The sequence below is a fragment of the Vibrio sp. 10N.239.311.G01 genome (genome assembly GCF_041465805.1).
GTDB lineage: Bacteria > Pseudomonadota > Gammaproteobacteria > Enterobacterales > Vibrionaceae > Vibrio > Vibrio crassostreae_C.
On the sequence record NZ_JBFSRM010000006.1, the window covers coordinates 168,170 to 193,481 of the forward strand.

Below are 25,312 nucleotides of genomic sequence, written 5' to 3' on the forward strand. Positions count from 1 at the left end.
CTTATTGTTTAGCACGCTCAGCGAGCCTGCTACCAAGCTCGACTAGAACTTGTAACCGCGGTGCAGCGCAACAATGCCGCCCGTTAGGTTGAAGTATTTTGTATTTTCAAAGCCCGCTTCTTGCATCATGCCTTCCAAAGTCTCTTGATTTGGGTGCATACGAATAGATTCTGCAAGGTAACGGTAGCTGTCTGCATCGTTAGCAATCAACTCACCCATTTTTGGCAACAGGTGGAAAGAGTATGCGTCGTAAACCTTTGATAGTGGCTCAAGCACTGGCTTAGAAAACTCAAGAACCAACAGACGGCCACCCGGCTTAAGTACGCGGTACATAGAACGCAGCGCTTGGTCTTTATCGGTTACGTTACGCAGACAGAAGCTGATGGTAATGCAATCGAAGTAGTTATCTGGGAATGGCAACTCTTCAGCGTTCGCTTGTACGTAGTGTACGTTGCCAACAATGCCGCTATCACGCAGCTTATCACGGCCAACATTCAGCATTGAGTTGTTGATATCAGCAAGAACCACGTGGCCTTTTTCACCAACGATACGCGAGAATTTCGCAGTAAGGTCGCCAGTACCACCACCAAGATCTAGGATACGCTGACCAGGGCGAACGCCACTGCAATCAATCGTGAATCGCTTCCACAAGCGGTGAACACCACCCGACATTAAGTCATTCATGATGTCGTATTTAGCGGCTACAGAGTGAAATACCTCTGCTACTTTCGCGACTTTTTCGTCTTTCGCGACTGTTTCGAAACCAAAGTGTGTGGTTTCTGACTCTACTGCTGAATTTGTCTGCACGCTTGTGTCCATAATGCTGTTATCTACCATGGTAAGTTCTCATCGACAGCACGCTCCGTGTTTAGAGGCGCTGCGGCCGATTAGTTTACTTTATCCTCAGCGGGTTGTCTTTCTACTAAGGAGGCATTTTCTGAAAAAGCCTCATTTTGCGCCATTTCGGCCAAACCAATCGAGATCGGTTTCTTCACTTCAACACCCAATTGCTTGAAGCTTTCGGCCTGACGAATCACGTTGCCTCGCCCTGTGACTAGCTTATTCATCGCCCCTTGATAACTTTGGTTTGCTCTATCAAGTGAGCTGCCAAGGCCTTCCATATCATCAACAAACAGGCGCAGCTTGTCGTAAAGCTTGCTCGCACGTTCTGCGATAACCTGTGCGTTCTGGTTCTGTCTGTCGTTACGCCACAGGTTATCAATGGTACGCAGTGCCACCAGCAAAGTGGTTGGGCTGACCAAGATGATATTTTGCTCCATCGCGTCTTTCACCAAGCTAGGATCCGCCTGAATCGCCACTTGGAATGCTGGTTCAACCGGGATAAACATCAACACGTAATCCAGACTCTGTATGCCTTTGAGCTGATGATAATCTTTCTGGCTCAAGCCTTTGATGTGCGCTCGCAGTGACACCAAGTGATCGCGCAATGCAGCATCGCGTTGCTGATCGGTTTCGGCATTGAAATAGCGTTCAAATGCCACCAGCGCCATTTTTGAATCGACCACCACTTGCTTGTCTTGTGGCAGATGCACAATCACATCCGGTTGATAACGCTTGCCCGCATCGTTTTGCAGGTTCACTTGCGTTTGGTATTCGTGGCCTTCGCGCAGTCCTGATTCAGCAAGCACGCGAGCCAGCACCACCTCGCCCCAGTTACCTTGTTGTTTGTTGTCACCCTTTAGCGCTTGAGTCAGGTTCACCGCTTCACGCGTCATACTCTCATTAAGACGCTGCAGGTTTTTAAGCTCATGCACCAAAGTATGACGCTCTTTGGCTTCTTGGCTGAAGCTGTCGTTCACTTGTTTCTTAAAGCCTTCCAACTGCTCTCTTAGTGGAGACAACAAACCTTCTAGGCTCTGCTTATTCTGCTGATCGACCTTGGCGGTTTTGGTTTCAAACAGTTGGTTCGCTAACAATTCAAACTGCTGCTTAAGTCGTGATTCAGCTTGCTCTAGCAACTGCAGCTTTTCGCTATTGGCGAGGTTTTCTTGGTCATGCCTTGCTTCTTGCTCGCGCAGCTCGGCTTCTAATTCAGACTTATGATCTTTAAGCACATTGATCTCATCAGCGTACTGCTGGCGCTCTTGCTTTACCGCCTCAAAGTAGCGCAGTTTTTCCATTGCAGCCATCACCTTACCGTGCGCCTGCTTGAGCTCGAATGCCGCTTTGTCTCGGTCATCATCTAACTCATCGAGCTCTTGTTGCGCCTCTGCGAGTGATGCTTTGAGCTGAGCTTGCTGAGATTCATGCAACAAACGATCGGACTCTAGCTGCTGCTCGAGCAATCGCTGCTGAAAAGAGAGCTTCTGTTTAATCCACCAACCCACGACACCGCCGCTGACGAGCGCGCCAGAAATTGCAGCAATAAGCGTTGCCTGATGTTCGATAATCCATTGCATGATAATGATTTAGCCTAATTTGAAATAACTCATTAAATGGTATTTTGATACTGGATAAATGTCCAGTTTGCCGTATTAAAATTCGACAGATAGACTAGGCGCTCCGTATTCTGTCCCATCAAATTAGAATGAGTTGCCATGAACGAACGTCGTGCCTTGGGCTTTGGCCTTTCCGCAGTACTGCTGTGGTCAACGGTCGCTACTGCTTTTAAGCTGACCCTTGCTGAGTTTTCACCGATTCAAATGCTGACCATTGCCAGCATAGTGTCATCGATGGCACTGATCGCCATCTGCGCCTTTCAAGGCAAGCTTTCTCAGCTGAGTACTACGTTCCTTTCAAACCCTTGGTATTACCTACTGCTCGGCTTGGTCAATCCACTGGCCTACTACCTGATTCTATTCAAAGCATACGACCTATTGCCAGCATCTCAAGCGCAGGCCATCAACTACAGTTGGGCAATTACGCTAACCTTGATGGCGGCGGTTTTTCTCGGACAAAAGATTCGTAAGCAAGATTGGATTGCTTGTACCTTCAGTTATGCGGGTGTGGTGGTCATTGCCACCAAAGGCGATGTGCTAGGAATGCAGTTCGATAGTCCACTTGGTGTGGCACTGGCGCTGCTTTCTACTCTGCTTTGGGCAGGATATTGGATTCTCAACACCAAAAACAAGGCTGACCCAGTGGTTGGCGTACTGCTTGGTTTCTTAGTGGCATTACCTTTCGCGATCGGTTTAACCCTTTTTGAAGGCGAGAGCTTTAGGCAAATCACAGCGAAAGGTTGGATGGCCGTAACTTATGTTGGCCTGTTCGAGATGGGCATTACCTTTGTCTTGTGGCTCTCGGCATTAAAACTGACCAACAACACGGCACGTATCAGCAACCTAATTTTTGCCTCGCCGTTTATCTCGTTGATGCTACTTTCCACTATTATCGGCGAAGAGATTCACCCAGCGACCCTGTTTGGCTTGGTACTGATCATTGCCGGCCTTGTTATCCAGCAGATCAAATGGGGAAAGAAGAAAAACAACCTCAGCCCTGAAAGTTAATGCCCAGAAAGATTAGGATTATCGCACTACGCGACTTCCCGAATTATCAACGATAACAAGCTTTGAATACAAAAATGGCGAGTCCTATGACTCGCCATTTTTATTTTAATTATTAAGCATCTACCTCTAGAGTCATGTTAGTTCCCTAATATTTCACTGAAGTCATTTTCAGCGAATAACCCCAACACCTCCGATATTCAAAAACACCACATCAAAAAGTTCGATATAGATTGCTATAAGTTTTACTAATAAGACTATTACGCATCCAACTAGGTAATACGACACCGTCATGATTATATGTTATGAAAATGTTACCTAAGGAAATGACGTGTCCCTATTACAAGAACTAGAAGAGTGGCTACCAGAAATGGTAGAAATTAGACGAAATATTCATCAACACCCAGAACTGGGTTTTGAAGAGCACAACACACAAAGTATGGTAATCGCCAAGCTCAAGGAATATGGCGTTGAACAAATAGACTCTCGCTTTGGAGGAACAGGCGTTGTTGCGGTTATCCAAGGGGAACTCGGTGACGGAAAAACTTTAGGTTTAAGAGCCGATCTGGACGCATTGCCGATCCACGAAGAAAACAACTTTTCTCACCGTTCTTGTCAGGCCGGAAAAATGCACGCATGTGGGCATGATGGACATACCACAATGCTGCTATATGCAGCAAAATACCTCGCAAAAAACCGTCAATTTAATGGTAAAGCCGTACTCATTTTTCAACCCGCTGAAGAAGGCGTTGGTGGCGCGCAAAAAATGCTTCAGGATGGCTTACTTGAGTGCTATCCATTAGATGCATGTTACGCACTTCATAACATGCCAGGAATACCAGAAGGGCATTTCGCATTCAAAGAAGGACCGATCATGGCAAGTTCCGATCGTCTCTTTATTCAGATTAATGGCAAAAGTGGGCATGCGGGCCTACCACAAAACACTCAAGATCCTTTATTAGTTGCGACCCATATCTATCAAGGTATACAAGGCTTAGTTAGTCGAACTTATAGCCCGTTTGAACCGCTTGTCGTTTCAGTCACACAGTTACATTGCGGTGAGACAACTAACGCTATCGCTGATACCGCTCAAATGAGTGGCACCTTCAGAACTCTCTCCCAAAATGTGCGAGACCGCTTGGTCTCTCAACTTGATACTTTGGTTTCTCACACTGCCATGGCTTTCGACATGACCGCACAATTCTCCCTAGGTCCAATATCTCACCCACCCACCGTCAACAGCTTCCCCGAAGTCGAGACAGCAGTGAAAGCCGCCTCTTCAGTCGTTGGTAATGATCAGGTTAACGCAACATGTGAGGCTTTATTAGCCAGCGAAGACTTTTCTTTTTTTCTAGACCAAGTACCGGGATGTTATGGGTTCATCGGCAACGGATTAACCATCAATGGAGAAACGATAGGCTTGCACCACAAGAACTACGATTTCAATGATCGAGTGTTACCGACCGGAGCCGCATACTTCATCTCTCTACTTCAACAAAACTAGCTCATAAAAATTAGCACAGGGGTCACGGTGACCCTCAATAATCACAGGAGTGTGAAATGTCAGGTTTACTAGATCAAAAACAACTCCCTCAGAAAGTCAGCATAATTGATCGTATTGAGAAGTTTGGTGACCGAATACCCCATCCATTCTATATGTTTATTACCTTATGCTTAGCGGTCATATTCTTGTCTTGGATAGTGTCGACTTTTGGTGGGAATATAGCGCACCCTTTGAGCGGAGATGAAATCAAAGTAAAGAACCTGCTCAGTGGCGAAGGGTTTGTGTACATTCTAAATTCAGCTGTATCAAATTTTATCGCGTTTAAACCTCTTGGTTTGGTACTTTGCATGATGCTCGCGGTAGGGCTTGTTCAAGAAGTAGGATTAGCAGACTCAGCAATTAAACAATCGCTTTTAAACGCACCCAAAAATTTCGTAACTGCCTCTATATTTCTAACCGGGATCATCGGTAACTTAGCATCTGATGCGGCGTTTATCTTAGTGCCTCCTTTAGCTGGCATCATTTTCTCTGCGACCAATCGAAACCCTGTCGTAGGAATTGCTGCTGGCTTTGTTGCTGTGGCCGCAGGCTTTACTGCCAACGTATTTATCGCAGGAACGGATGTTTTACTCTCCGGTATTTCAACAGAAGCTGCCCGCATTGTTGAACCTGTAGAAGTTAGCCCCGCGGCTAACTGGTACTTCATGCTTCTTTCGGTACCTCTCTTGGTCATACTTGGAACACTTATAACAGACAAATACATAGAACCGCGATTTGATAAGCAAACAAAACGCTCTGCCGAAGAGTCTCCACTGAGCACTGAAAACCCTGAGAAATATAGTGTCACCGACATTCAAAAACGAGCTTTAAAATGGTCTGGGTACGCATCAATTGTTTTTATCCTAGGAATGGTGGCGCTACTACTTCCAAGTGATTCGCCATTGAAAAACGCCGATGGCGGCTTAGTTCCATCTCCCTTCCTTACTGGCATAATCCCAATAATTATGGCGTTTTTCATTATGAATGCCGTGGTTTACGGTGTAAAAGCCGGAGAGATAAAGAAAGCGAGTGATGTGCCCGATCTGATGGCGAAGTCATTGCATGGTATTGGGGGTTACATCGTCTTAGTTTTTGTTATTGCCCAATTTATTGCTTGGTTTAATTGGTCTAACTTGGCTATATTTTTCGCTGTGAATGGCGCTGAAATGCTCGCTCAGGTTGAAGTGCCAAAGCTATTAATGTTAGCCATGTTTATGATACTTGCAGGGTTCATGAACCTGATTGTTTTCAGTGGTTCGGCTCAATGGGCAATCATGGCCCCAGTCTTTATTCCACTATTCATGCTACTGGATATATCACCTGAATATACTCAGATGGCTTACCGAATCGCAGACTCAACAACCAATATTATATCTCCAACAAACCCTTACGTGCCGATGGTATTAGCGTTGATAGCCAAATATAACCCCAACGTAAAATTCGGTACATTTCTAGCTATGATGGTCCCATATGCATTCTTTCTATTTACAATCTGGGGAGCTGTATTCTTGACCTACACTATGCTAGGTCTACCTGTTGGACCTATGTAGACCGCGTAAACTACAGTTTGAGACTGACTTGCTTTCTGAGCATTAGATTAAACTCATCGATGATCTGTCGGTGAGTTTCTTTTCTTGTAATTAGCCCAATTGAACGATATTGAATTGGTTTTACTATTGGGATAAATCTCAAGTTCTCATGAGCATGTAATGAAGCGATGGTTGAGGATAAAATAGCAGAACCTAAACCGCTATCGATCATACCAAGCAATGTTGAAGTGTGTGACGCACTAATTTCAGGATCATAGGTAAGACCTGCTCGCATAAATGCCTGGTCAGCAAGTGTTCTTAAACTATTTCCTGGACTGATACCAATAGAAGCATACTGATGAGCCTGCTTCCAGTTAACCTCACTCTCTGCACTCAAGTGATGAGCCTTATTACAGGTAAAGCATAAGTGATCACGAAACAGCAGTTCAAAATTTAGTTCCGAGTTATTAGGGGGAGTACCAATACCTATATCCGCACGTCCTTCTAGAACTGAATTATGGATATCATTAACTCGCTCCTCAATTAACCGAAACGAAAAAGATGGGTGCGTTCTTTTCAGCTCACTGATGGTTTTCGGAACCAATGAAGAACACATTGAATACAAAGACGAGATAACCAGCGTTCGATGGTAGCCTTGCTGACGAGCTTTATTTTCCAACTCCCACTTATCCAAACGGTTAACAATGAACAAAGCTTCTTGATAGAACGTACGACCAGTTTCAGTTAGCAGTATTTTTCGGCCTCTTTTCTCAATAAGTTCTGAGGCAGTTTGTACCGCAAGTTTTTGCATCATTTGGCTCAATGCAGATTGCGTAATGTGTATTTGTTCAGCCGCGGCTGTAAAACTTTTAGTTTCAGCAAGAGTAATAAACGCTTTAAGTTGTCGATAACTCACATCCATAAGACTGACACCACCTTAAGTATTTTCTTTGCACAAAGTTATCGATTACGAAACATCAATAAGAAGACTCACAATATAAGATTCACACAAAGCGATAGAGTCAGTTCAGCGTCATGGGTTGCTACAATGTGTGTGGCTTCTCATTAAAAATCATATCAAGCAGAAAGTTTTACAACCGTTCTGTGCCCTTCCAATTTAGAGTGCGAAGTGACTAAGGAGTTGGACTTTACTGATGCTTATGGTTGTTCAGTGTTCCATGAGATGTGAGGTGCGTTAACAGTTTAGCGTTAGATAGGAAATTATTGCGGGTTTAGATTTGAAAGTTAAATTAACCGTGAAGCATATATGTTATCCAAACTAGGCTCTAACAACTCAGAGCCCAATAAAGACGATTACAAATTGAGTTTTGGTTTGAAAGTTGAAATTTAGTCACCAAAGAAACTAAATGTAAGAATGCAAAATAGCTACTCTCGAGGGATAATTAGTGGCTGTCACTATTAAGAGACAAACCTGTTGTCTGTCACTCTTAAACCCACTGGCCTGCTGCAAAGCCAGAACTCCAACACCATTGGAAGTTATAACCACCAAGCCAGCCCGTTACATCCATCACTTCACCAACGAAATAGAGGCCAGAAACCGTCTTACATTCCATGGTTTTTGAAGATAGATGATTGGTGTCCACACCGCCTAGAGTCACTTCCGCTGTTCGGTAACCTTCCGTGCCGTTTGGCGCAATTTTCCAGTTCTCTAAATGCTCTACAATGTCATTCAGCTGTTTTTCATTGAACTGCTTGAGCGGCTTGTCTTCAAGCTCTTTGCGGTCAATCAGTACTTCTACAAAACGCTTTGGTAATGCTTTCGCTAAGGTGTTTTTCAGGCTCTGATTTGGGTGTTTCTCTCGAGAGTTTTCAAGTAGTTCAGCAACGTCCACTTCTGGTACTAGATTAATCGAAACCGATTGACCCGCTTTCCAGAACGAAGAAATTTGCAATACCGAAGGACCAGATAAGCCGCGGTGGGTAAACAGCAACGCTTCTTTGAATAAGGTGCCGTCTTGCGCGGTGATCTCGGCAGGAATCGCGATTCCTGAAAGCTCAGCAAAGGCTTCTTTGTCTTCTTTATGCAGAGTAAATGGCACCAAACCCGCAGTAGTCGGCATCACAGACAAACCAAACTGCTCGGCAATCTTATAGCCAAATGGCGTCGCGCCTAGTTTCGGCATCGATAAACCGCCCGTCGCCACAACCAGTGAGTCACACTCAACTTCGTCGGTATTAAGGTGCATCTTAAAGCCAGCGTCTGTTTTTTCGATGGAGTGAACATCACAACGGTAGCGCTGTTCAACTTTCGCTTGCTTACACTCTTCAAGCAACATGCTCACGATGTCTTTTGCAGTGTGGTCATTCACACAGAACAATTGGCCGTGGTCTCGCTCTTCGAACTCAATACCGTACTTGCTCACCATCGAGATAAAATCCCAGTTGGTGTATTGAGATAAGGCTGACTTCACGAAGTGAGGGTTGTTACATAGGAAGTTGTTGGCTGAAACATCATAGTTAGTGAAGTTACAACGGCCGCCACCTGAGATTAAAATTTTTCTGCCTGGTTTCTTTGCATGATCAACCACCAGCACTCGTCGGCCACGTTTACCCGCTTCCGCAGCACACATTAAGCCCGCGGCGCCCGCACCAATTACGATTACATCAAACTTTTCACTCATTGGGGTTCTGCTTTCTTCACTTTTGCACCTCGAGTACGCCCTGTTCTCGAAATGCCATCAATAAAAAAGGATGTGCATAAACAGCACATCCTTACTAATTGCTCGCTATTCTAGCGGCAATTTTAAACTTTGCAATTGATGTTCAATTGTACAATTTGCAGACAGCAGCAAAACCACTACTTGGCTTAGCGAACCAACAACCGAAGCTTTACACCAAAACCTAAACTCTACTTCACACGTACTAAATAACTTAGACGATGAAAGAAGACAGCAACGTTACACCCAGCAGAGCGGAAGAAAGTATAAACAACTGTCTTACGCGATCACACTTCGACATAAACACTTCGTCGTGATGATGGTGGTACTCTTTGCTTTTGATGTAACTAAACAAGCGAACCTGCTTGGTCATATTGCCATGAGTTGTGAAGAATCCACCTCCGTCTACTTGTTGATAAAGTAGAGGATGTGCTTCTCGCATTATATAAATGAGTGTTCTTAGCGCAGTAAAATATCGCGCCCAGTTCACGCAAGTCACAACCATTAGTGCAAATAGAATAGTGTCGCCGCTGATCATCCTTTCCTCCCTACATCTTCATAAGAAAACTCAAAAGAAAAAGATAATCAGTGTCTTTCCCGTACTACCTAAACGGCAGGAGCTTCCATAATTGAAGATGAACCATCTTTTGCCAATTGCGCTAGGTCTTTATCAATAAAGAACAGTGCTTTACCGTCTTCACCAACAAGCTCTAGCTTATCCAATACACCTTTAAACAACTTCTCTTCTTCGTGTTGCTCTGCAACGTACCATTGCAGGAAGTTAAAGGTTGAGTAATCTTGTGTGCTGAAAGCAACGTGAGCCAGTTTGTTGATCTTTTGAGTAATCATTTGCTCATGTTCATAAGTTTCACGGAACACAGCACCAAGGCTATCAAATTCATGTTTTGGCGCTTCAATCGCACCTAGAATTGGCATTGCACCTGTTTCACTTACGTAAGTGAAAAGACGCTGCATATGTTCCATTTCTTCTACTGCATGAACACGCAGAAACTCTGCTGCACCTTCAAATCCTTTGTCTTCACACCAAGCACTCATTTGTAAGTATAGATTGGATGAGAAAAATTCTAGGTTAATTTGATCATTCAGTTGCTCAACCATAGTTTTTGACAGCATTTAAGACTCCTAATTACATCCTCAATTTTCTCTACTATATCACTATTTAATGAATATCTCGCAGGCCATTAGTTAACCAATATTTCGAGCTGTCATTACGCAAGACAGTGGATATGAGATCACTTCAGCAAAAAAAGCCATCGCATAGTGCTAATCTTAAATCAGACAATGAATAAAGGAGGTAGCGATATGAGTTACAAACATATTTTGGTCGCGGTCGATTTATCAGAAGACAGCAAATTAATTGTGGATAAAGCGGTAGCATTGGCTAAGCCATTGGAAGCCAAAGTCTCTTTTATCCATATCGATATTAACTACGCGGAGCTGTATACCGGCCTGATTGATATCAACATGGCAGAAACCCAACATAACGCGATGGAAGCATCTCGAGTTCAGCTGCAAAATTTTGCTGAGCATGCTCAATACCCAATCACCCATACCTTAGTGGGCAGTGGCGATTTGAGTCATGAGCTGTGTGACACCATCAACGAGTTTAATGTTGATCTCGTGGTTTGTGGTCACCATCAAGATTTCTGGAGCAAGCTACTTTCTTCAACACGACAACTGATCAACGCCTCTCCGGTTGATATGCTGGTCGTGCCTCTAAGAGATTCAGAAGACTAATGATTTAAGGTTAGGTAACATACAGCCCATATCTTATTAACGAAGTTTTACTATGAGCTATTTAGCTGGTGTTACCCTCCTATGGGCCTTCTCCTTTAGCCTGATCGGCGTTTACCTTGCGGGTCAGGTTGATTCTTGGTTCTCTGTTTTAATGCGTGTTGCCCTTGCTGGCGTCGTATTTCTTCCTTTCCTAAAGTTTCGCGGCGTATCGCGTAAGCTGATCGCTAAATTGATGGCAATTGGTGGTATCCAGCTTGGCCTGATGTACTGCTTCTACTATCAGTCTTTCTTACTGCTATCCGTTCCTGAAGTCCTTTTGTTTACTGTCTTTACCCCAATTTACGTCACGCTTATTTATGACTTTCTCAAAGGGCAATTCTCTCCGTGGTACCTAGTGACAGCGGCAATTGCGGTATTGGGCGCGGTATTCATTAAGTTCGCAGGTATTAACGAAAACTTTTTAGTCGGCTTCCTCGTCGTGCAAGGCGCGAACCTGTGCTTTGCTATTGGTCAGGTGGGCTACAAGGTGGTGATGGAGAAGGAATCGACCGAGTTGCCTCAGCGAACCGTATTTGGTTACTTCTACTTAGGGGCGCTATGTGTCGCGTCAGTGGCTTTCATGCTACTAGGCAACCCAGAGAAACTGCCCACCACCACACTTCAATGGGGAATCCTGATCTACCTTGGCTTGATTGCGTCGGGGCTGGGTTACTTTATGTGGAATAAAGGCGCGTGCATGGTGAATGCTGGCGCGCTGGCAGTGATGAACAATGCCTTGGTTCCTGCTGGTCTGGTGGTGAATATCCTGATTTGGAACAGAGATGTCGATTTGGTTCGCTTGTCTATTGGTGGCGCCGTTATCTTATTCTCTTTATTCGTCAATGAGACGTGGGTGAAGAAGCGCGTAGCAAGATCCGCAAGCAACGCTTAGCTGATTTGAACGAGCTACATGAGTCAGCTCGGATAACCCCAAAAAGCAAAAGAGCGACCTAAGGTCGCTCTTTTTAAATCATCGCTGTAGCAATAAACCATTCAAATCAACTTCAGTGGATTTGATTGTGGCTCACTACCTGAGTCTTGGTTTCAGTGAAGGCAACATCATCAAGTTGTAGGTTGATTCGTTCCAATTCACTTTCCAGCTTCTGACTTTTCTTAAACAGCTTTTGCTGCTTCTTAATCATCTTCGCCAGTTTCTTATTGTACTTCTCTTGTTTCTTAGCCGCTTTCTTCGCTTGTTTGAGTTCAGCTTTCTCATCACCGCTCGCCTTCGCCATCAGTTTTTTCAGCTTGGCTTTTTTCTGTGCGGCTTCTTTTTTGGCAAGCTCAGGGGCCATATCAGCGGCGGCTGGATCGAACATTTGTACGCTCGGTTCAATTGCCTCGTTGATTTCCGCAAGCGACAGTTCTGGTGCAGGTAATGTTTCCGCTAGCAGGCCGCATGCGACTTTCTCTTCAACGGGTATGTTTTGACAACCAAGAGGTGGAATTGCGGTGGGTTTGCATAGATTCGCTTGATCCGCCGAAGAACGCGCGCAAGAACGACACACGAACTTAGGTTCAGTCACTAAGCTGTGGATCTCGCCCAAGTGTTCGGTAATATCTCGACGGTTTAACTTACAAAAGCGTTTAGCCATGCTTCAACTCCAGCTAAGAATAATAATGATTCTTAGTTAGATATACATCCGTAACGCGACTATCGCAAGTGTTAAATGGCAATTTATCGTATTTATGACGGGAAATTTTCTTAGCGTGTATCTAAGTTATTGATGCTTCAATTAAGTCATTGATGCTTTCACATAGACGTCAAAACGGTTCTTTTTGGTTTCGATCGCCATGCTCGGTTTTTGTTCGTCTAACCAAGCAGCGTAATCCGGTCTTTTAACCACAACTCGCTTCGATGCCAATTTCATCGCCGGCTCAAATAGACCATCAGCATCCAGATCGGCACCCACCAAAGATTGGAATACGCGCATCTCTTTTTTAACCAAAGCCGATTTCTTTTTGTTCTCTGGGTGTGGGTACATTGGGTCGAGGTACACCACGTCTGGCTGTTCGAAGTCAGGATCGTTGCTGAGCTTATCCAACGCATCGTGACTGGATGCGTGAATCAGCTTCATACGCTCACTTACCCAACCACCGATGTCTGGGTCTTGTTGCGCTCGCTGCAAGCCATCATCAAGCAGTGCAGCCACAACTGGATGACGCTCGACCATTTGCACCTTACAACCTAGAGAAGCCAACACAAACGCATCGCGCCCTAAGCCTGCAGTACCATCAAGAATAGTTGGCGTTGCGCCTTTGTTTAAACCAGCTGCTTTGGCAATCGCCTGACCTTTACCACCGCCAAACTTACGTCGGTGACCAACAGCGCCTCCCACTAAATCAACAAAGATAGCGCCAAGCTTAGGCTCATCGACTTTACGTAGCTCAAGTCGCTCACTAGTCAGTACCAAAGCAAAATCACTGCTTTCATCATGAGATAAGTTCCAGCGGGTCGCTAAGTCATTCAAATGATCGATTTGGGTAGCATCTTCGCAAATCAGTTGTAGTTGCAAGGTCGTCTCCAACAGACAGTAGTATTCAAAACAAAAGAGGCAACCAGTTTACCTGATTGCCTCAACAATACATATTAGCGGTGAAAAGTATTCCCAGCTAAAGTCGGCTTACCTAAACCAATGGCTCTGTCTCTCGCTCTTGTCTTAACTCTTCAACAAGCTCTGCGAGTGGCTTAGGTCGCCCTATGATGTAGCCCTGCGCGTAGTTCACACCCAGTTCGATAAGCTTGTCGATAATCTGGGTATTTTCAACGAACTCAGCCACGGTGTGCTTGCCCATCTGCTTGGCAAGATCATTGATCGAGCGAACCATCACATGGTCCATCTCATTCACATCAATATCACGTACAAACAAGCCATCGATCTTCACAATATCGACAGGCAGCTTTTTCAGATAGCCAAATGACGATAGCCCTGAGCCAAAATCATCCAATGCAATCATGCAGCCAAGCTCTTTGATTCGAGTGAAGAACTTGATCGCCTGCTTCATGTTACTCATGGCCGCTGTTTCGGTGATCTCTAAACAAATCTTATGACACGGTATCGATGAATCGCTCAGGCTATCTATCAAAAATTCGACAAACTCACGGTTACCCATCGAGTGACCGGAAAGATTGATTGAACACATCCCCAGTTCCTCAATAACCTCAGGGCGTTGCTCCAACCAACCCAAGGTTTGACTGACGACTTGGCGGTCAATCAAATGCGCGATGTTATAACGCTCTGAGGCTGGCATGAAGATCCCCGGGGAGATGTATTCCCCTTGGATGTTCTTGATGCGGACCAAGATTTCAAAGTGCATTTTATCGCTGTCTTCATCTAGGCCAAGAATTCGCTGCGCAAACAACTCTAAGCGATCGTTAGCCAAGGCCTCATGCACTAGGTTAACGCACTCCATCTCAAGATGGCGACGACGCAGGTCTTCATCATCTTGATGGTAAAGATGATAGCGATTGCGACCTTCTTCTTTAGCGGCATGACAAGCTGCATCCGCCTGAGCGTGCACCATCTGTGGTGAAGCTGCTGTATGGTCGATCAATCGAATACCGATAGAGCACGTCAGGTTGAGTCGAATATCATCCCACAAGAATGGATTCTCACTCATCATCGAGATAATACTGCGACACACATTCACCGCATCTCGTTCAGTACAGTCTTTCATCAGCACAGCAAACTCATCACCACCCATTCGCGCTAACACCGCATTGTAAGGCAGTACGTCTTCTAGCAGTTTGGCGCTAAACAAGATCGCAGCATCACCCGCTTCATGTCCTGCGGTATCGTTCAGCACTTTCAGCTGATCCAAATCTAGGAACAACATTGCGTGAGTTCGCATGTGGCTCTCAACCTCTTTCAGCGCCTTTTGCAGCTCTTGCTCAAAGTGGTTGCGGTTAAAGGTGTCAGTCAGTAGGTCATAGCGAGCCTGATACTCTAGCTTTTCAGAAAGCTCGTGCGTTTCGGTGATGTCTTCACCCACAATCAACAGCTGATCAGACTCCACCAACGGGCGGATATTTTCACGAATCCAGCTCTTGCTGCCGTCGGCATGGCGATATTCGATATCACGACGCCACACACCACGAATCTTATGCTGAGGTTGCAGCAAGATATGACGAGGAATCATCGCGTTCTCATCAACATAGAATTCTCTAGGGCGATGGCCCAACAACTGATCGAGAGGGTATCCCAAAAGCTCTTCGGCAAACTGGTTCACTTGTTGAATGCGATTATTGCCATCGAGCGTAATCATCATCACCGGCTGTTTGTCGTAATACAGCTTCAAGTTTGCTTCACGTTGGAACAGCTTATTCTCAGCAAGCTTACGTGAGGTCACGTCGCGCGCCTCAAAGAGAAACTGAATGTCTTCGTCTTCACTGCCCGGCATCGGCTTCAATGAAATATCCAACACCATCGCACCGCGATCTCGACACCACACCTCGGCTTCAAATCGTAAGGCTGGGTGCTCACTTTTTGCGATGAAATATTCGGCTAGCACTTCTCGCGCAGAACTTTCCCAATGTTGGTGTTGTTGCAGCGGCGTTCCCAGTTTATAGCCTTGATTATAAAGCAGCTCATGTAACTTGCTGTTACTCGACAGCAGCACGCCACCCTTATCAATGATGCCCATAAATTGCAGGCTCTGATCAAATATCGACTCCAACAGTCGTTGGCTTTGGCGACTTGCACGTTCGCTCTTCTTCAGACGGTTAAGGTAATACACCAACACCGCGATAACACACGACATGCTCAAGAACATTAAACCGATGGTGCGAATTTCATCGCGATAGCGCATTAAGAATGACTTCGGCTTATTGAGGAAGGTTACTGAGGCTTCATTCTCTGCACCCAAATCCCAACGTGAGATCTGTTGGTAATCGAGTTTGATTTCTGGCGCGCCAGCAACCACCAATGGCAATGGAGCCTTAGGATTGTTCAGCACGCTCAACAGCACGCGCCCCGTGTCTCGACCTTGCGTTTCTCCACTGTGGATCACGCCACCAATCGCACCAAACCCAAGTCCTAAATCATGCACAATATACAATGGCATCTGAGTTTTTTTGTTGAGCTGACGCCAGTCTTCTTTGCTGCTGACCCGACCATTGATGTCGCGGTAGTAGGCCCAGAACAACAAGCTTTTAGTTAGATCAGCGCGTTGCGCGAACGTCATCAGTTCTTGATAAGAATCAGGCGTATATTGCTCCACCATCCCAGAAAACTCAGGGCGTTTTTGTAGAAATAAATCCACTTGAGCGCGAATAGCTTCACCCGTTACCGAGTGATCGGTAACCACGTAAACTTTTTTAACCGTCGATTGAAGTCGATTGATCAGCTCAATATTGCTCGCCATATCAATATCTTCAGTGATACCGGTTGCGTGCAAGCCTTCAATCATTTGCGGAGAAAAATTGTTGATGCCACCAAAAATAACGGGCGTGCCATTGAGTTCGGGCGCTAAGCGTTTCATCAGATTGAGGGCGTTATTATCACTGACGACTACAGCGGCAAACTCTTCATGCGACAGCTTAGTGCGGTATAGCTGATAAATTCGCTCTAAGTATTCAGCGTTTTGAGTTCGCTTGGTATCGAGATAAACAACCCGGTAAGATAACCCATCGCGATCGAGCTCATCAGATAGTCCTTTATGGAAATCATCTGTCCAGAAAAAGCCTTGATGATAAGAGTGAATAACCAACACATCTTTTGCCTGAGCTGAAGCAAAAACACTCCAACACATCACAATAAAAAATAACGAAAATCGCACTGAATTCACCCTAACCCTATAGTTACTGCTAATATTATCACCCTTGGCTATGATGTGTACTCAAGCCGGTATGTTTTTCATTCAACCTAAGGATTATGCATGTCCACAACCACAGCTCGTCTAGATGATCTAGACCGTGCCATTCTCAAAACCTTGATGGAAGATGCACGAACTCCTTACGCTGAAATGGCAAAGCAGTTCGATGTCAGCCCTGCGACGATTCACGTTCGCATCGAAAAGATGAGATCGGCAGACATTATCGAGCGAACGGAAGTTGTGGTAAACACCAAAAAACTGGGTTACGACGTGTGTTGCTTTATTGGCATCAACCTTAATGCTGCCAAAGATTACCACTCGGCGATCGCTAAGCTGAATGCCTTAGACGAAGTGGTTGAGGCGTACTACACCACTGGTGCTTACAATATCTTTGTAAAGCTGATGTGTAAGTCGATAGAAGAGCTGCAGTTTGTATTGATCGATAAGCTGCAAGCGATCGATGAAGTTCAGTCGACAGAGACACTGATTTCATTGCAGAACCCTATCAACCGCAATGTGAATCCATAATATTCGTTCGCCTTGTTTGGCCCCTGAAGCACAGACAAAAAAGAGCCTCTAACTAGAGGCTCTTTTCGCTATTAACTCTTAATAAACTAGATAGTTACCGTGATTATGCGTTGATTCCCGCATGACGCAGCATTGCATCAATTTGTGGCTCACGACCACGGAAGCGTTTGAACAGCTCCATTGGCTCTTCACTGCCACCCATTTCAAGGATGTTGTTCAGGAAGCGATTACCAGTTTCTGTGTTGAAGATACCCTCTTCTTCAAATGCTGAGAACGCATCTGCCGATAGCACTTCTGCCCAAAGGTAGCTGTAGTAACCCGCACTGTAGCCACCAGCAAAGATGTGACCAAAGCTATGTGAGAAACGGTTCCAATCTAGGCTTGGCAGAACCGACACCTTAGACTTAACATCCGCCAACGTTTCGAGTACACGAGCACCCACTTCAGGGTCGTACTCTGTGTGTAACGTGAAATCGAACAAGCCAAGCTCTAGCTGGCGCAGGATAAACATCGCTGATTGGAAGTTCTTCGCCGCTAGCATTTTCTCTAACATCTCTTTTGGTAAGGCTTCACCGGTTTCGAAGTGACCAGAAATGAACGACAGCGCTTCTTCTTCCCAACACCAGTTTTCGAGGAACTGACTTGGTAACTCAACCGCATCCCAAGGCACGCCATTGATACCAGAAACAGCACCCGCATCAACTTGCGTTAGCATATGGTGGATGCCGTGACCGAATTCGTGGAACAGAGTCACCACTTCATCGTGAGTAAATAACGCAGGCTTGTCACCAACTGGCTTGTTGAAGTTACACGTTAGGTAAGCCACTGGCGTTTGCAGCTCGCCAGATTCAGTAATGCGACGACCACGACAGTCATCCATCCAAGCGCCACCACGCTTGTGTTCACGTGCGTATAGATCAAGGTAGAAGCTACCACGCAGTGTTCCTGTCGCATCAAAGATATCAAAGAAGCGAACGGACTCATGCCAAGTGTCTACGCCTTCACGCTCTGTTACCGACATACCAAACACACGGTTTAGTACTTCGAACAAACCAGAAACTACGTTCGACTCAGGGAAGTATGGACGAAGCTCTTCATCAGAGATCTCGAACAGGTTCTGTTTTTGTTTCTCGCTGTAGTAAGCGATGTCCCACAGATTTAGCTCAGAGACACCAAACTCTTTCTCAGCAAACTGACGTAGCTCTTCTACTTCGCGCTCACCTTGTGGTTTCGCTTTTACTGCTAGGTCGTTAAGGAAACCAAGTACTTGGTCTGGCGTTTCTGCCATTTTAGTCGACAGTGACTTTTCGCTGTAGGTGCTAAAGCCAAGCATGCGTGCGATCTCGTGACGCAGCTTAAGTTGCTCCGTGATGATCTCAGTGTTGTCCCACTTACCAGCATTTGGACCGCGATCTGAAGCGCGAGTTACGTAAGCTTCGTACAGCTCTTTACGTAGCGCTTGGTTGTCACAGTACGTCATCACCGGTAGGTATGAAGGGATATCCAGAGTCAGTAGGTAACCTTCCAGCTCTTTAGCTTGGGCCGCGGCTTGTGCTGCCGCCAGTGCCGATTCAGGCATACCGGCCAGTTCAGCCACGTCTGTTACTTGCTTGCTCCAACCCATGGTGGCATCAAGTACGTTGTTTGAGAATTGAGAACCCAGCTCAGACTGGCGCTTGCTGATCTCACCATAGCGGTGCTGCTCGTCCGCGGGTAAGCCAATACCTGACAATTCAAAGTCACGCAGTGCGTCAGTAATGGTTTTTTGTTGAGCTCGATTTAATGCCGAGAATGCTTCGCTTGCCTTGATCGCTTTATACGCTTCGAACAAACCTTTATGTTGACCAACCCAAGTGCCGTACTCAGACAGTACTGGTAGGCAGCTCTCATACGCTTCACGCAGTTCGTCGCTGTTCACAACAGAGTTCATGTGGCTTACTGGTGACCAAATACGGCCTAAACGATCATCCACTTCTTCAATCGGAGCAACTAGGTTGTCCCAGCTTGGTGAAGTATTACCTTCAAGTACTTGTTCTATCTTGTTGCGACACGCTTCAATCACTTGCTCAACCGCTGGCTTAACGTGCTCAGGTTTGATTTGTGAAAACGGAGGTAAGTCCGTGAAGGTTAATAGCGGATTAGACATATAAACATTCCTTTGGCTTTAGAGACTTTCGTCTTTTTTGTAATGAGGTCGTCTTACAGTCATCAGGCTAAGGGTCGCCCTAAAAAATCACTTGCGAATAGTTATTAAATAGTGCCCATGAAGGCAAATTTCAATAGCAGAACCAATAACTAACTGCATATTGCGAACGACTGTTCCTGAATTGATCGAGAATTTATGGTCCATTGAGGGTTATAATAGTCTGATTAACCCCACCTACACTAACCACACTCTAATTCGAGAGTGTTACGAGAGTTTAATTTGTTAAGTTATCGCCACAGCTTCCACGCAGGCAACCATGCCGACGTAGTAAAGCATATCGTACAGAGCCTTATTCTTAATTCTTTGAAACAGAAGGATAAGCCTTTTGTTTATCATGATACTCACTCTGGTGTAGGTCGTTACGACTTAACGCATGAATGGTCTGAAAAAACGGGCGAATACAAACAAGGTATTGCACGCGTCTGGGAACAAACAGAACTTCCTGAAGACATTCAAAGCTACCTTGAGTCTATCTCAGCACTCAACAATGGCGAAAAACTGCGTTTCTACCCGGGCTCTCCACGTGTTGCCCGCGCGCACCTGCGCGATCAAGACCGCATGGTACTGACCGAGCTTCACCCAGCCGATCACCCTCTGCTTGAGCAAGAGTTCCACCGCGATCGTCAGGTATCTATCTACAAAGAAGATGGCTTCCAACGCTTAAAAGGCAGCCTGCCACCAAAAGAGCGTCGTGGTTTGGTACTTATCGACCCACCTTACGAGCTGGCAAAAGAGTATCGCGATGTGGTGACGGCGATTGCTCAAAGCCATAAGCGCTGGGCAACCGGTATCTACGCAATTTGGTACCCGGTAGTAAACCGCTGTGATATCGAAGACATGATCGAAGGACTTGAAGGCTTAGGTATCAACAAGATTCTACAAATCGAACTTGGCGTATCACCAGATACCAACGAGCGTGGCATGACAGCATCAGGCATGATTGTTATCAACCCGCCTTGGAAGCTAGAAAGCCAAATGAACGAAATTCTTCCATTCTTGAAGGAAGCAATTGCGCCGGCAACCGGTCACTTCAAAGTAGAGTGGATCGTACCCGAATAATCTCGAACTTAACGTCATGATCTGACGAATATTCAGTAGATTGTGACATACACGAATAAATTTTAAACAGGGAGATTGAGTTCAACCGATCTGCCCTCAATATAATAATTAGACAATTTAAGAATCTATAGGACGTAGGTGTTCAGTGCGATCACTGTACCCACAGCCTTCAATAAATGGAGAAAGTAATGGCGACTCATTTTGATTACATCTGTATCGGTGGCGGTTCAGGCGGCATCGCATCAGCAAACCGCGCAGCAATGCACGGTGCAAAGGTTGCACTTATCGAAGCTCAAGACCTTGGTGGTACTTGTGTAAACGTTGGTTGTGTTCCTAAAAAGGTAATGTGGCATGGCGCTCAAGTTGCTGAAGCGATCAACCTGTACTCTGAAGATTACGGCTTCGACGTTGAAGTAAAAGGCTTCAACTGGAGCAAGTTAGTTGAAAACCGCCAAGCATATATTGGTCGTATCCACGAGTCTTACGATCGCGTTTTGGGTAACAACAAAATAAACGTAATCAAAGGCTTTGCTAAGTTTGTTGACGAGAAAACCGTTGAAGTAAACGGTGAACACTACACTGCGGATCACATCCTGATCGCGGTAGGTGGCCGTCCAACAATTCCAAACATCCCAGGCGCAGAATACGGCATCGACTCAAACGGTTTCTTCGATCTGATGGAGCAACCTAAGCGTGTTGCTGTAATCGGCGCAGGCTACATCGCAGTAGAAATCGCAGGCGTACTAAGTGCACTTGGCACAGAAACACATCTGTTCTGCCGTAAAGAATCTCCACTACGTAGCTTTGATCCAATGATCATCGAAACGCTAGTAGAAGTAATGGAAGCAGAAGGCCCAACACTTCATACACACTCTGTTCCAAAAGAAGTAGTGAAAGAAGCAGACGGCACACTGACTCTACACCTAGAGAACGGCAACACTCAAAACGTTGACCACCTAATCTGGGCGATCGGTCGCCACCCAGCAACTGACGCTATCAACCTAGCATCAACTGGCGTTGAGACGAACGATCGTGGCTACATCAAGGTAGACGAGTTCCAAGCGACTAACGTTCCTGGCATCTACTGTGTTGGCGACATCATGGAAGGCGGTATCGAGCTAACTCCTGTAGCGGTTAAAGCAGGTCGTCAGCTTTCTGAGCGTCTATTCAACGGTCAAACTAACGCGAAAATGGACTACAACCTAGTTCCTACTGTTGTATTCAGCCACCCACCTATCGGCACGATTGGTCTAACGACTCAAGAAGCTGAAGAGAAGTACGGCAAAGACAACATCAAGGTTTACACATCTGGCTTCACTGCGATGTACACAGCAGTAACCAAGCACCGTCAACCTTGTAAGATGAAGCTAGTATGTGCTGGCGAAGAAGAGACTGTCGTTGGCCTACACGGCATCGGCTTCACGGTTGATGAAATGATTCAAGGCTTCGGCGTTGCAATGAAGATGGGCGCAACCAAAGCAGACTTCGACTCTGTTGTGGCGATTCACCCAACGGGCAGCGAAGAGTTTGTTACCATGACAGGTTAGTGTAGAAAAAGTATCTTACACACATAAGTAAATCTGGAAAATAACCCATCACTGACTATGCTGTATGTATAGTCAGTGATCTTCTAGGTAAATTTATGTACCTCATACAATCAGGCAATGTCTATAAACAGACAGAATTATCAGTCAGTAATGAGATCTGCGAATGCACTCCATTCAGGGGAAATATTGGCTCACTACCTACACTGTTCAATCAAGATGGTTCATTCAACCACGAGGCAAACAGCTACCTCTTCTATCAGAAAGCGATCAAAGCAGCTAAAGATCTTTCACCCTGCGCTCAAGCATTACAGGCTTACTACCAGTTCCTTGAAGGTAAAGGATTGGTATGGAATACATTCCCTCCCATTAAAAGGCTCAAGCCAACTTATCTTTTTCGCTCTCACCTGTTAAAACAAATCAAGAACGGGGAATTAGCACACAGCACAGCAAGCGTACGAATGAATCAGATTGTTAACTACTACAAGTGGTTAATGCATGATGGTTACTTAAAAATCAAGAACGAGAAAGAAGCGCCATTTAAAATGGAGTTTGTATCTGTTCAAAGCACTGGGATGCTAGCGCACATATCGCCAACGTTTACCGTTGAAACGAGTGACTTGCGAATAAAAGTACCAAAGGATGCAAGCAGTAAGAACATTCGACCTTTATCTCCACTCGCTCAAGAGTCACTGAGTATTCTGACACAGCACCTTCCTAACGCATCCGAAGAATTACGCTTGCAGGTGTTAATCTCCATAGATACAGGAATGCGAATTCAAGAGGTGGCAACGCTCTCCCTGAATGCACTTGATACCGCAACACCCTTGATTGAAAGTAAGCATCGTTACGAGATCGTTTTATCCCCTCAATCGACAGGTGTTCAAACTAAATACTCAAAGCAAAGACGTGTAGAAATCTCATCAGAGCTGCTAACCACACTGAATGAATACCGTACCTCTGAGCGCAGAATCAAACGAGTAAACAAACTCAATGCTCAATTAGAATCATTGCCCAAAGATAAGTCTTCACTCAAGCAGGAAACTATCGAAAGGCTTGAGCTGTGTGAGCGTCATGAACCTCTTTTTGTAAGTGAGCAAGGCAATCCTGTTACCGCTAAATCCATTGAAGCTAGGTGGACGGAACTTAGAACCTCCATCAAGAAAATCTCCCCTTCCTTTATTCATCGCTTCCATGACCTACGCTCAACCTACGGTACATATAGACTAAATGACTTGCTTGAGGCTGGACTAACTCCAATGGAGTGTATGGCGCTTCTAATGGGTTGGATGGGGCATAGAAACGAATCCACGACTTGGAAGTATCTACGTTATTTGCAACGCAAAGAAGCGTTCAAAGTGAAGTTTGGCATTTTAGATAGCATCATGCATGAAGCATTAGGTGATAATAATGAATAGTATCATCCGTATGGGCAACTGGAGCCCTGAACTATGCATTTTACTAAACATTGGAGATAACAGGCTTGCCGACTTTAATCGGTTTTTAGCAAAGGGCTTTCCATCGACGAAGCGAATGAAGCAAGGTAAGCAATTTGAAGTTATAAATAGAGAAGGATTGATTTATAGATTAAAAACAAGATTTGAAGAAGAAATTGCACAAGGTGGAAGCCACGCATCTCTTTACACTCTTTATATAAAAGCTGCTCAATACGTTCGATGGTGCGATGAAAATAAAATACCCGCTTTTACGAAGCCCTCAACTGAAGGCTATATGGAACATCTGCAAAACCGAGTCATGTTGGGTTCACTAAAAAGCGCCACCTATAAAAAAAGACTATCTGAAATGGTCACTTTATTTACTAAATACGTTGATTTACCGCACCATTATTTTGATAACGTAGTAATTATGGATGACAATGATAGAAGATCCTTTGAAAGCTACACTCGTGATAATTTAAACCAATTGCTCCCTTTTCTTCGACGCTTATTTAACCAAACTTACCAGCAATTCATTGACGACCCAGGTAAGCACATGCACGCCTATAAATGTAAGCCTACTATGGTTTTTACTTGGCAAGACAAAAAATACCAACTTTGTTCTGGCATCACAAAAATGATGAGTGCTGCAACCTATTTATTAGCCTATTACACTTACGCAAACACAAGTGACTTATTTGGCCTAAAACAACCTGACAACGCCTCAATAACATTAGGAGAAACATGGTACACAATGTCGGCTTTTAAGCGTCGCGCCTTTAAAACAATTCAAATTGAGATAGGAGAGCATGAACTAGAAGTCCCTAAGTACGCCATGAGTTTTTTTGATAAGTTACTCAATGCTTCCCGCACAATAAACTCAAATAAAAACGCCACTCTGCTTCAAACAATTCCTTATAAAAAGGCACACCCCCTAAAGACAACAACTCTGCAAGACTTTTTAAAACGCTGGGTAGAAAAACACTTTACCTTTACCGATCAGCAAGGAAATAGATTGCGCCCTGTTATCAGTCGCTTTCGTGAGACAGGCGCTCAGCTAACCACCTATTATCAGGGTGATATGGTAAATGACATCATGCTGAATAATACGCCAAATACCCGAAAGAGAAGCTACAGCAATGGTAATCGCTTTTCAAATAACGGCATGATACAAGATGCCATGTCGATAAGGGAAGAACAGGTAAGAAGTGGTATTAATACCAGACAGGCACAGAACAATTTGGGTCTCGATTTTCTGGTCATCGAGGAAGAATACAAGATAAACCTTCCCAATTTAAGCAGGGTCTCCAATGGTAGTAGTTGTGCTTCTCCATTTGGTGAAAAGTCTAAAAAATACACTCGGAAGGCCATTCAACATAAGCTAGCAAGCAAGGGCGAGAAACTAGCATGTGCTGACTTGTTAGCTTGTTTTGGTTGTCCTAATCAGGTCATTGTACAATCTCTCGCAGATATATGGTGCCTACTCAGCTTTAAGGCGTGTATTGAGGAGTCACTCTACCTACATCTTGATACAAGCCATTACCGTAAAAACTTTGAAAATATCGTAATATTCATAGATGAAAAAATACTACCCAACATCAATAATCACCTATTAAGGCAAGCAGAAAAAAAGCTCGATGATGGTTTTCACCCCCTTTGGAGTGAAGCTGAATCTGTACTTGAATTGATTTCTCAGCGCTCTAACGAGGTGTAG

20 protein-coding genes are annotated in these 25,312 nt (G+C 45.0%); 10 read left to right on the forward strand and 10 right to left on the reverse strand.

Translation table 11 applies throughout. The features are described 5' to 3' along the window. Window positions 1–42: 42 nt before the first annotated feature. Together ubiE and rmuC are read right to left on the reverse strand one after the other, a co-directional pair. A complete protein-coding gene (gene ubiE, locus AB6D06_RS07130) occupies window positions 43–822 on the reverse strand; it encodes a bifunctional demethylmenaquinone methyltransferase/2-methoxy-6-polyprenyl-1,4-benzoquinol methylase UbiE (RefSeq protein ID WP_026012235.1) in 780 nt (259 codons plus the stop codon). Between the two features lie 65 nt (window positions 823–887). Beyond that, complete coding sequence (rmuC, locus tag AB6D06_RS07135) at window positions 888–2,420, reverse strand: DNA recombination protein RmuC (protein WP_017063049.1); 1,533 nt, start codon at window positions 2,418–2,420, stop codon at window positions 888–890. A 138-nt stretch (window positions 2,421–2,558) separates the two neighbouring features. Here rmuC and AB6D06_RS07140 point away from each other — a divergent pair, with 138 nt between their 5' ends. From AB6D06_RS07140 to AB6D06_RS07150, 3 genes are all read left to right on the forward strand, one after another. Further along, window positions 2,559–3,467, forward strand: a complete 909-nt coding sequence (locus AB6D06_RS07140; protein ID WP_372110070.1) for a DMT family transporter — start codon at window positions 2,559–2,561, stop codon at window positions 3,465–3,467. A 328-nt stretch (window positions 3,468–3,795) separates the two neighbouring features. Further along, complete coding sequence (locus AB6D06_RS07145; RefSeq protein WP_017079350.1) at window positions 3,796–4,968, forward strand: amidohydrolase; 1,173 nt, start codon at window positions 3,796–3,798, stop codon at window positions 4,966–4,968. 56 nt (window positions 4,969–5,024) lie between these two features. Then, window positions 5,025–6,557 carry an AbgT family transporter gene (locus AB6D06_RS07150; protein WP_102332585.1) on the forward strand — a complete coding sequence of 511 codons (1,533 nt, stop codon included), beginning with the start codon at window positions 5,025–5,027 and terminating at the stop codon, window positions 6,555–6,557. 10 nt (window positions 6,558–6,567) lie between these two features. Here the strand turns inward: AB6D06_RS07150 and AB6D06_RS07155 are convergent, their stop codons facing one another. From AB6D06_RS07155 to ftnA, 4 genes are all read right to left on the reverse strand, one after another. Further along, window positions 6,568–7,458, reverse strand: a complete 891-nt coding sequence (locus AB6D06_RS07155) for a LysR family transcriptional regulator (RefSeq protein WP_017079352.1) — start codon at window positions 7,456–7,458, stop codon at window positions 6,568–6,570. A 526-nt stretch (window positions 7,459–7,984) separates the two neighbouring features. Beyond that, the gene (locus AB6D06_RS07160; RefSeq protein ID WP_372110071.1) at window positions 7,985–9,178 is read right to left on the reverse strand and encodes an NAD(P)/FAD-dependent oxidoreductase; all 1,194 of its coding nucleotides are present in this window, start codon (window positions 9,176–9,178) and stop codon (window positions 7,985–7,987) included. A gap of 250 nt (window positions 9,179–9,428) precedes the next feature. Next, a complete protein-coding gene (uspB, locus tag AB6D06_RS07165; protein ID WP_004735557.1) occupies window positions 9,429–9,752 on the reverse strand; it encodes a universal stress protein UspB in 324 nt (107 codons plus the stop codon). 68 nt (window positions 9,753–9,820) lie between these two features. Next, entirely contained in the window at window positions 9,821–10,348 is a 528-nt protein-coding gene (gene ftnA / locus AB6D06_RS07170) for a non-heme ferritin (protein ID WP_004735556.1), read from the reverse strand. A gap of 189 nt (window positions 10,349–10,537) precedes the next feature. Between ftnA and uspA the strand changes: the two genes are divergently transcribed. Beyond that, entirely contained in the window at window positions 10,538–10,972 is a 435-nt protein-coding gene (uspA, locus tag AB6D06_RS07175; protein ID WP_004735555.1) for a universal stress protein UspA, read from the forward strand. Window positions 10,973–11,024: 52 nt separating this feature from the next. Then, window positions 11,025–11,903, forward strand: a complete 879-nt coding sequence (locus AB6D06_RS07180) for a carboxylate/amino acid/amine transporter (protein ID WP_017060148.1) — start codon at window positions 11,025–11,027, stop codon at window positions 11,901–11,903. Between the two features lie 112 nt (window positions 11,904–12,015). On the opposite strand, the gene AB6D06_RS07185 is transcribed toward AB6D06_RS07180, so the two are convergent. The 3 genes from AB6D06_RS07185 to AB6D06_RS07195 all read right to left on the reverse strand — a co-directional run bounded on the left by AB6D06_RS07185 (window position 12,016) and on the right by AB6D06_RS07195 (window position 16,762). Further along, window positions 12,016–12,606, reverse strand: coding sequence for a hypothetical protein (locus tag AB6D06_RS07185; protein ID WP_372110072.1), 591 nt, complete (start codon window positions 12,604–12,606; stop codon window positions 12,016–12,018). A gap of 141 nt (window positions 12,607–12,747) precedes the next feature. Further along, window positions 12,748–13,527, reverse strand: coding sequence for a class I SAM-dependent methyltransferase (locus AB6D06_RS07190; RefSeq protein ID WP_017060146.1), 780 nt, complete (start codon window positions 13,525–13,527; stop codon window positions 12,748–12,750). A gap of 112 nt (window positions 13,528–13,639) precedes the next feature. Further along, the gene (locus AB6D06_RS07195) at window positions 13,640–16,762 is read right to left on the reverse strand and encodes an EAL domain-containing protein (protein WP_372051201.1); all 3,123 of its coding nucleotides are present in this window, start codon (window positions 16,760–16,762) and stop codon (window positions 13,640–13,642) included. A gap of 126 nt (window positions 16,763–16,888) precedes the next feature. Between AB6D06_RS07195 and asnC the strand changes: the two genes are divergently transcribed. Continuing rightward, window positions 16,889–17,353, forward strand: coding sequence for a transcriptional regulator AsnC (asnC, locus tag AB6D06_RS07200; RefSeq protein ID WP_008218581.1), 465 nt, complete (start codon window positions 16,889–16,891; stop codon window positions 17,351–17,353). Window positions 17,354–17,456: 103 nt separating this feature from the next. On the opposite strand, the gene prlC is transcribed toward asnC, so the two are convergent. Beyond that, complete coding sequence (prlC, locus tag AB6D06_RS07205; protein WP_016789461.1) at window positions 17,457–19,499, reverse strand: oligopeptidase A; 2,043 nt, start codon at window positions 19,497–19,499, stop codon at window positions 17,457–17,459. A 279-nt stretch (window positions 19,500–19,778) separates the two neighbouring features. Here prlC and AB6D06_RS07210 point away from each other — a divergent pair, with 279 nt between their 5' ends. From AB6D06_RS07210 to AB6D06_RS07225, 4 genes are all read left to right on the forward strand, one after another. After that, entirely contained in the window at window positions 19,779–20,618 is an 840-nt protein-coding gene (locus AB6D06_RS07210) for a 23S rRNA (adenine(2030)-N(6))-methyltransferase RlmJ (protein WP_010433428.1), read from the forward strand. 188 nt (window positions 20,619–20,806) lie between these two features. Then, a complete protein-coding gene (gorA, locus tag AB6D06_RS07215) occupies window positions 20,807–22,165 on the forward strand; it encodes a glutathione-disulfide reductase (protein ID WP_372110073.1) in 1,359 nt (452 codons plus the stop codon). Between the two features lie 95 nt (window positions 22,166–22,260). Further along, entirely contained in the window at window positions 22,261–23,580 is a 1,320-nt protein-coding gene (locus tag AB6D06_RS07220; protein ID WP_372110074.1) for a tyrosine-type recombinase/integrase, read from the forward strand. Beyond that, on the forward strand, window positions 23,573–25,312 hold the full coding sequence (locus tag AB6D06_RS07225; protein WP_372110075.1) for a hypothetical protein: 1,740 nt from the start codon (window positions 23,573–23,575) through the stop codon (window positions 25,310–25,312). Before AB6D06_RS07220 ends, AB6D06_RS07225 begins: the two co-directional genes overlap by 8 nt.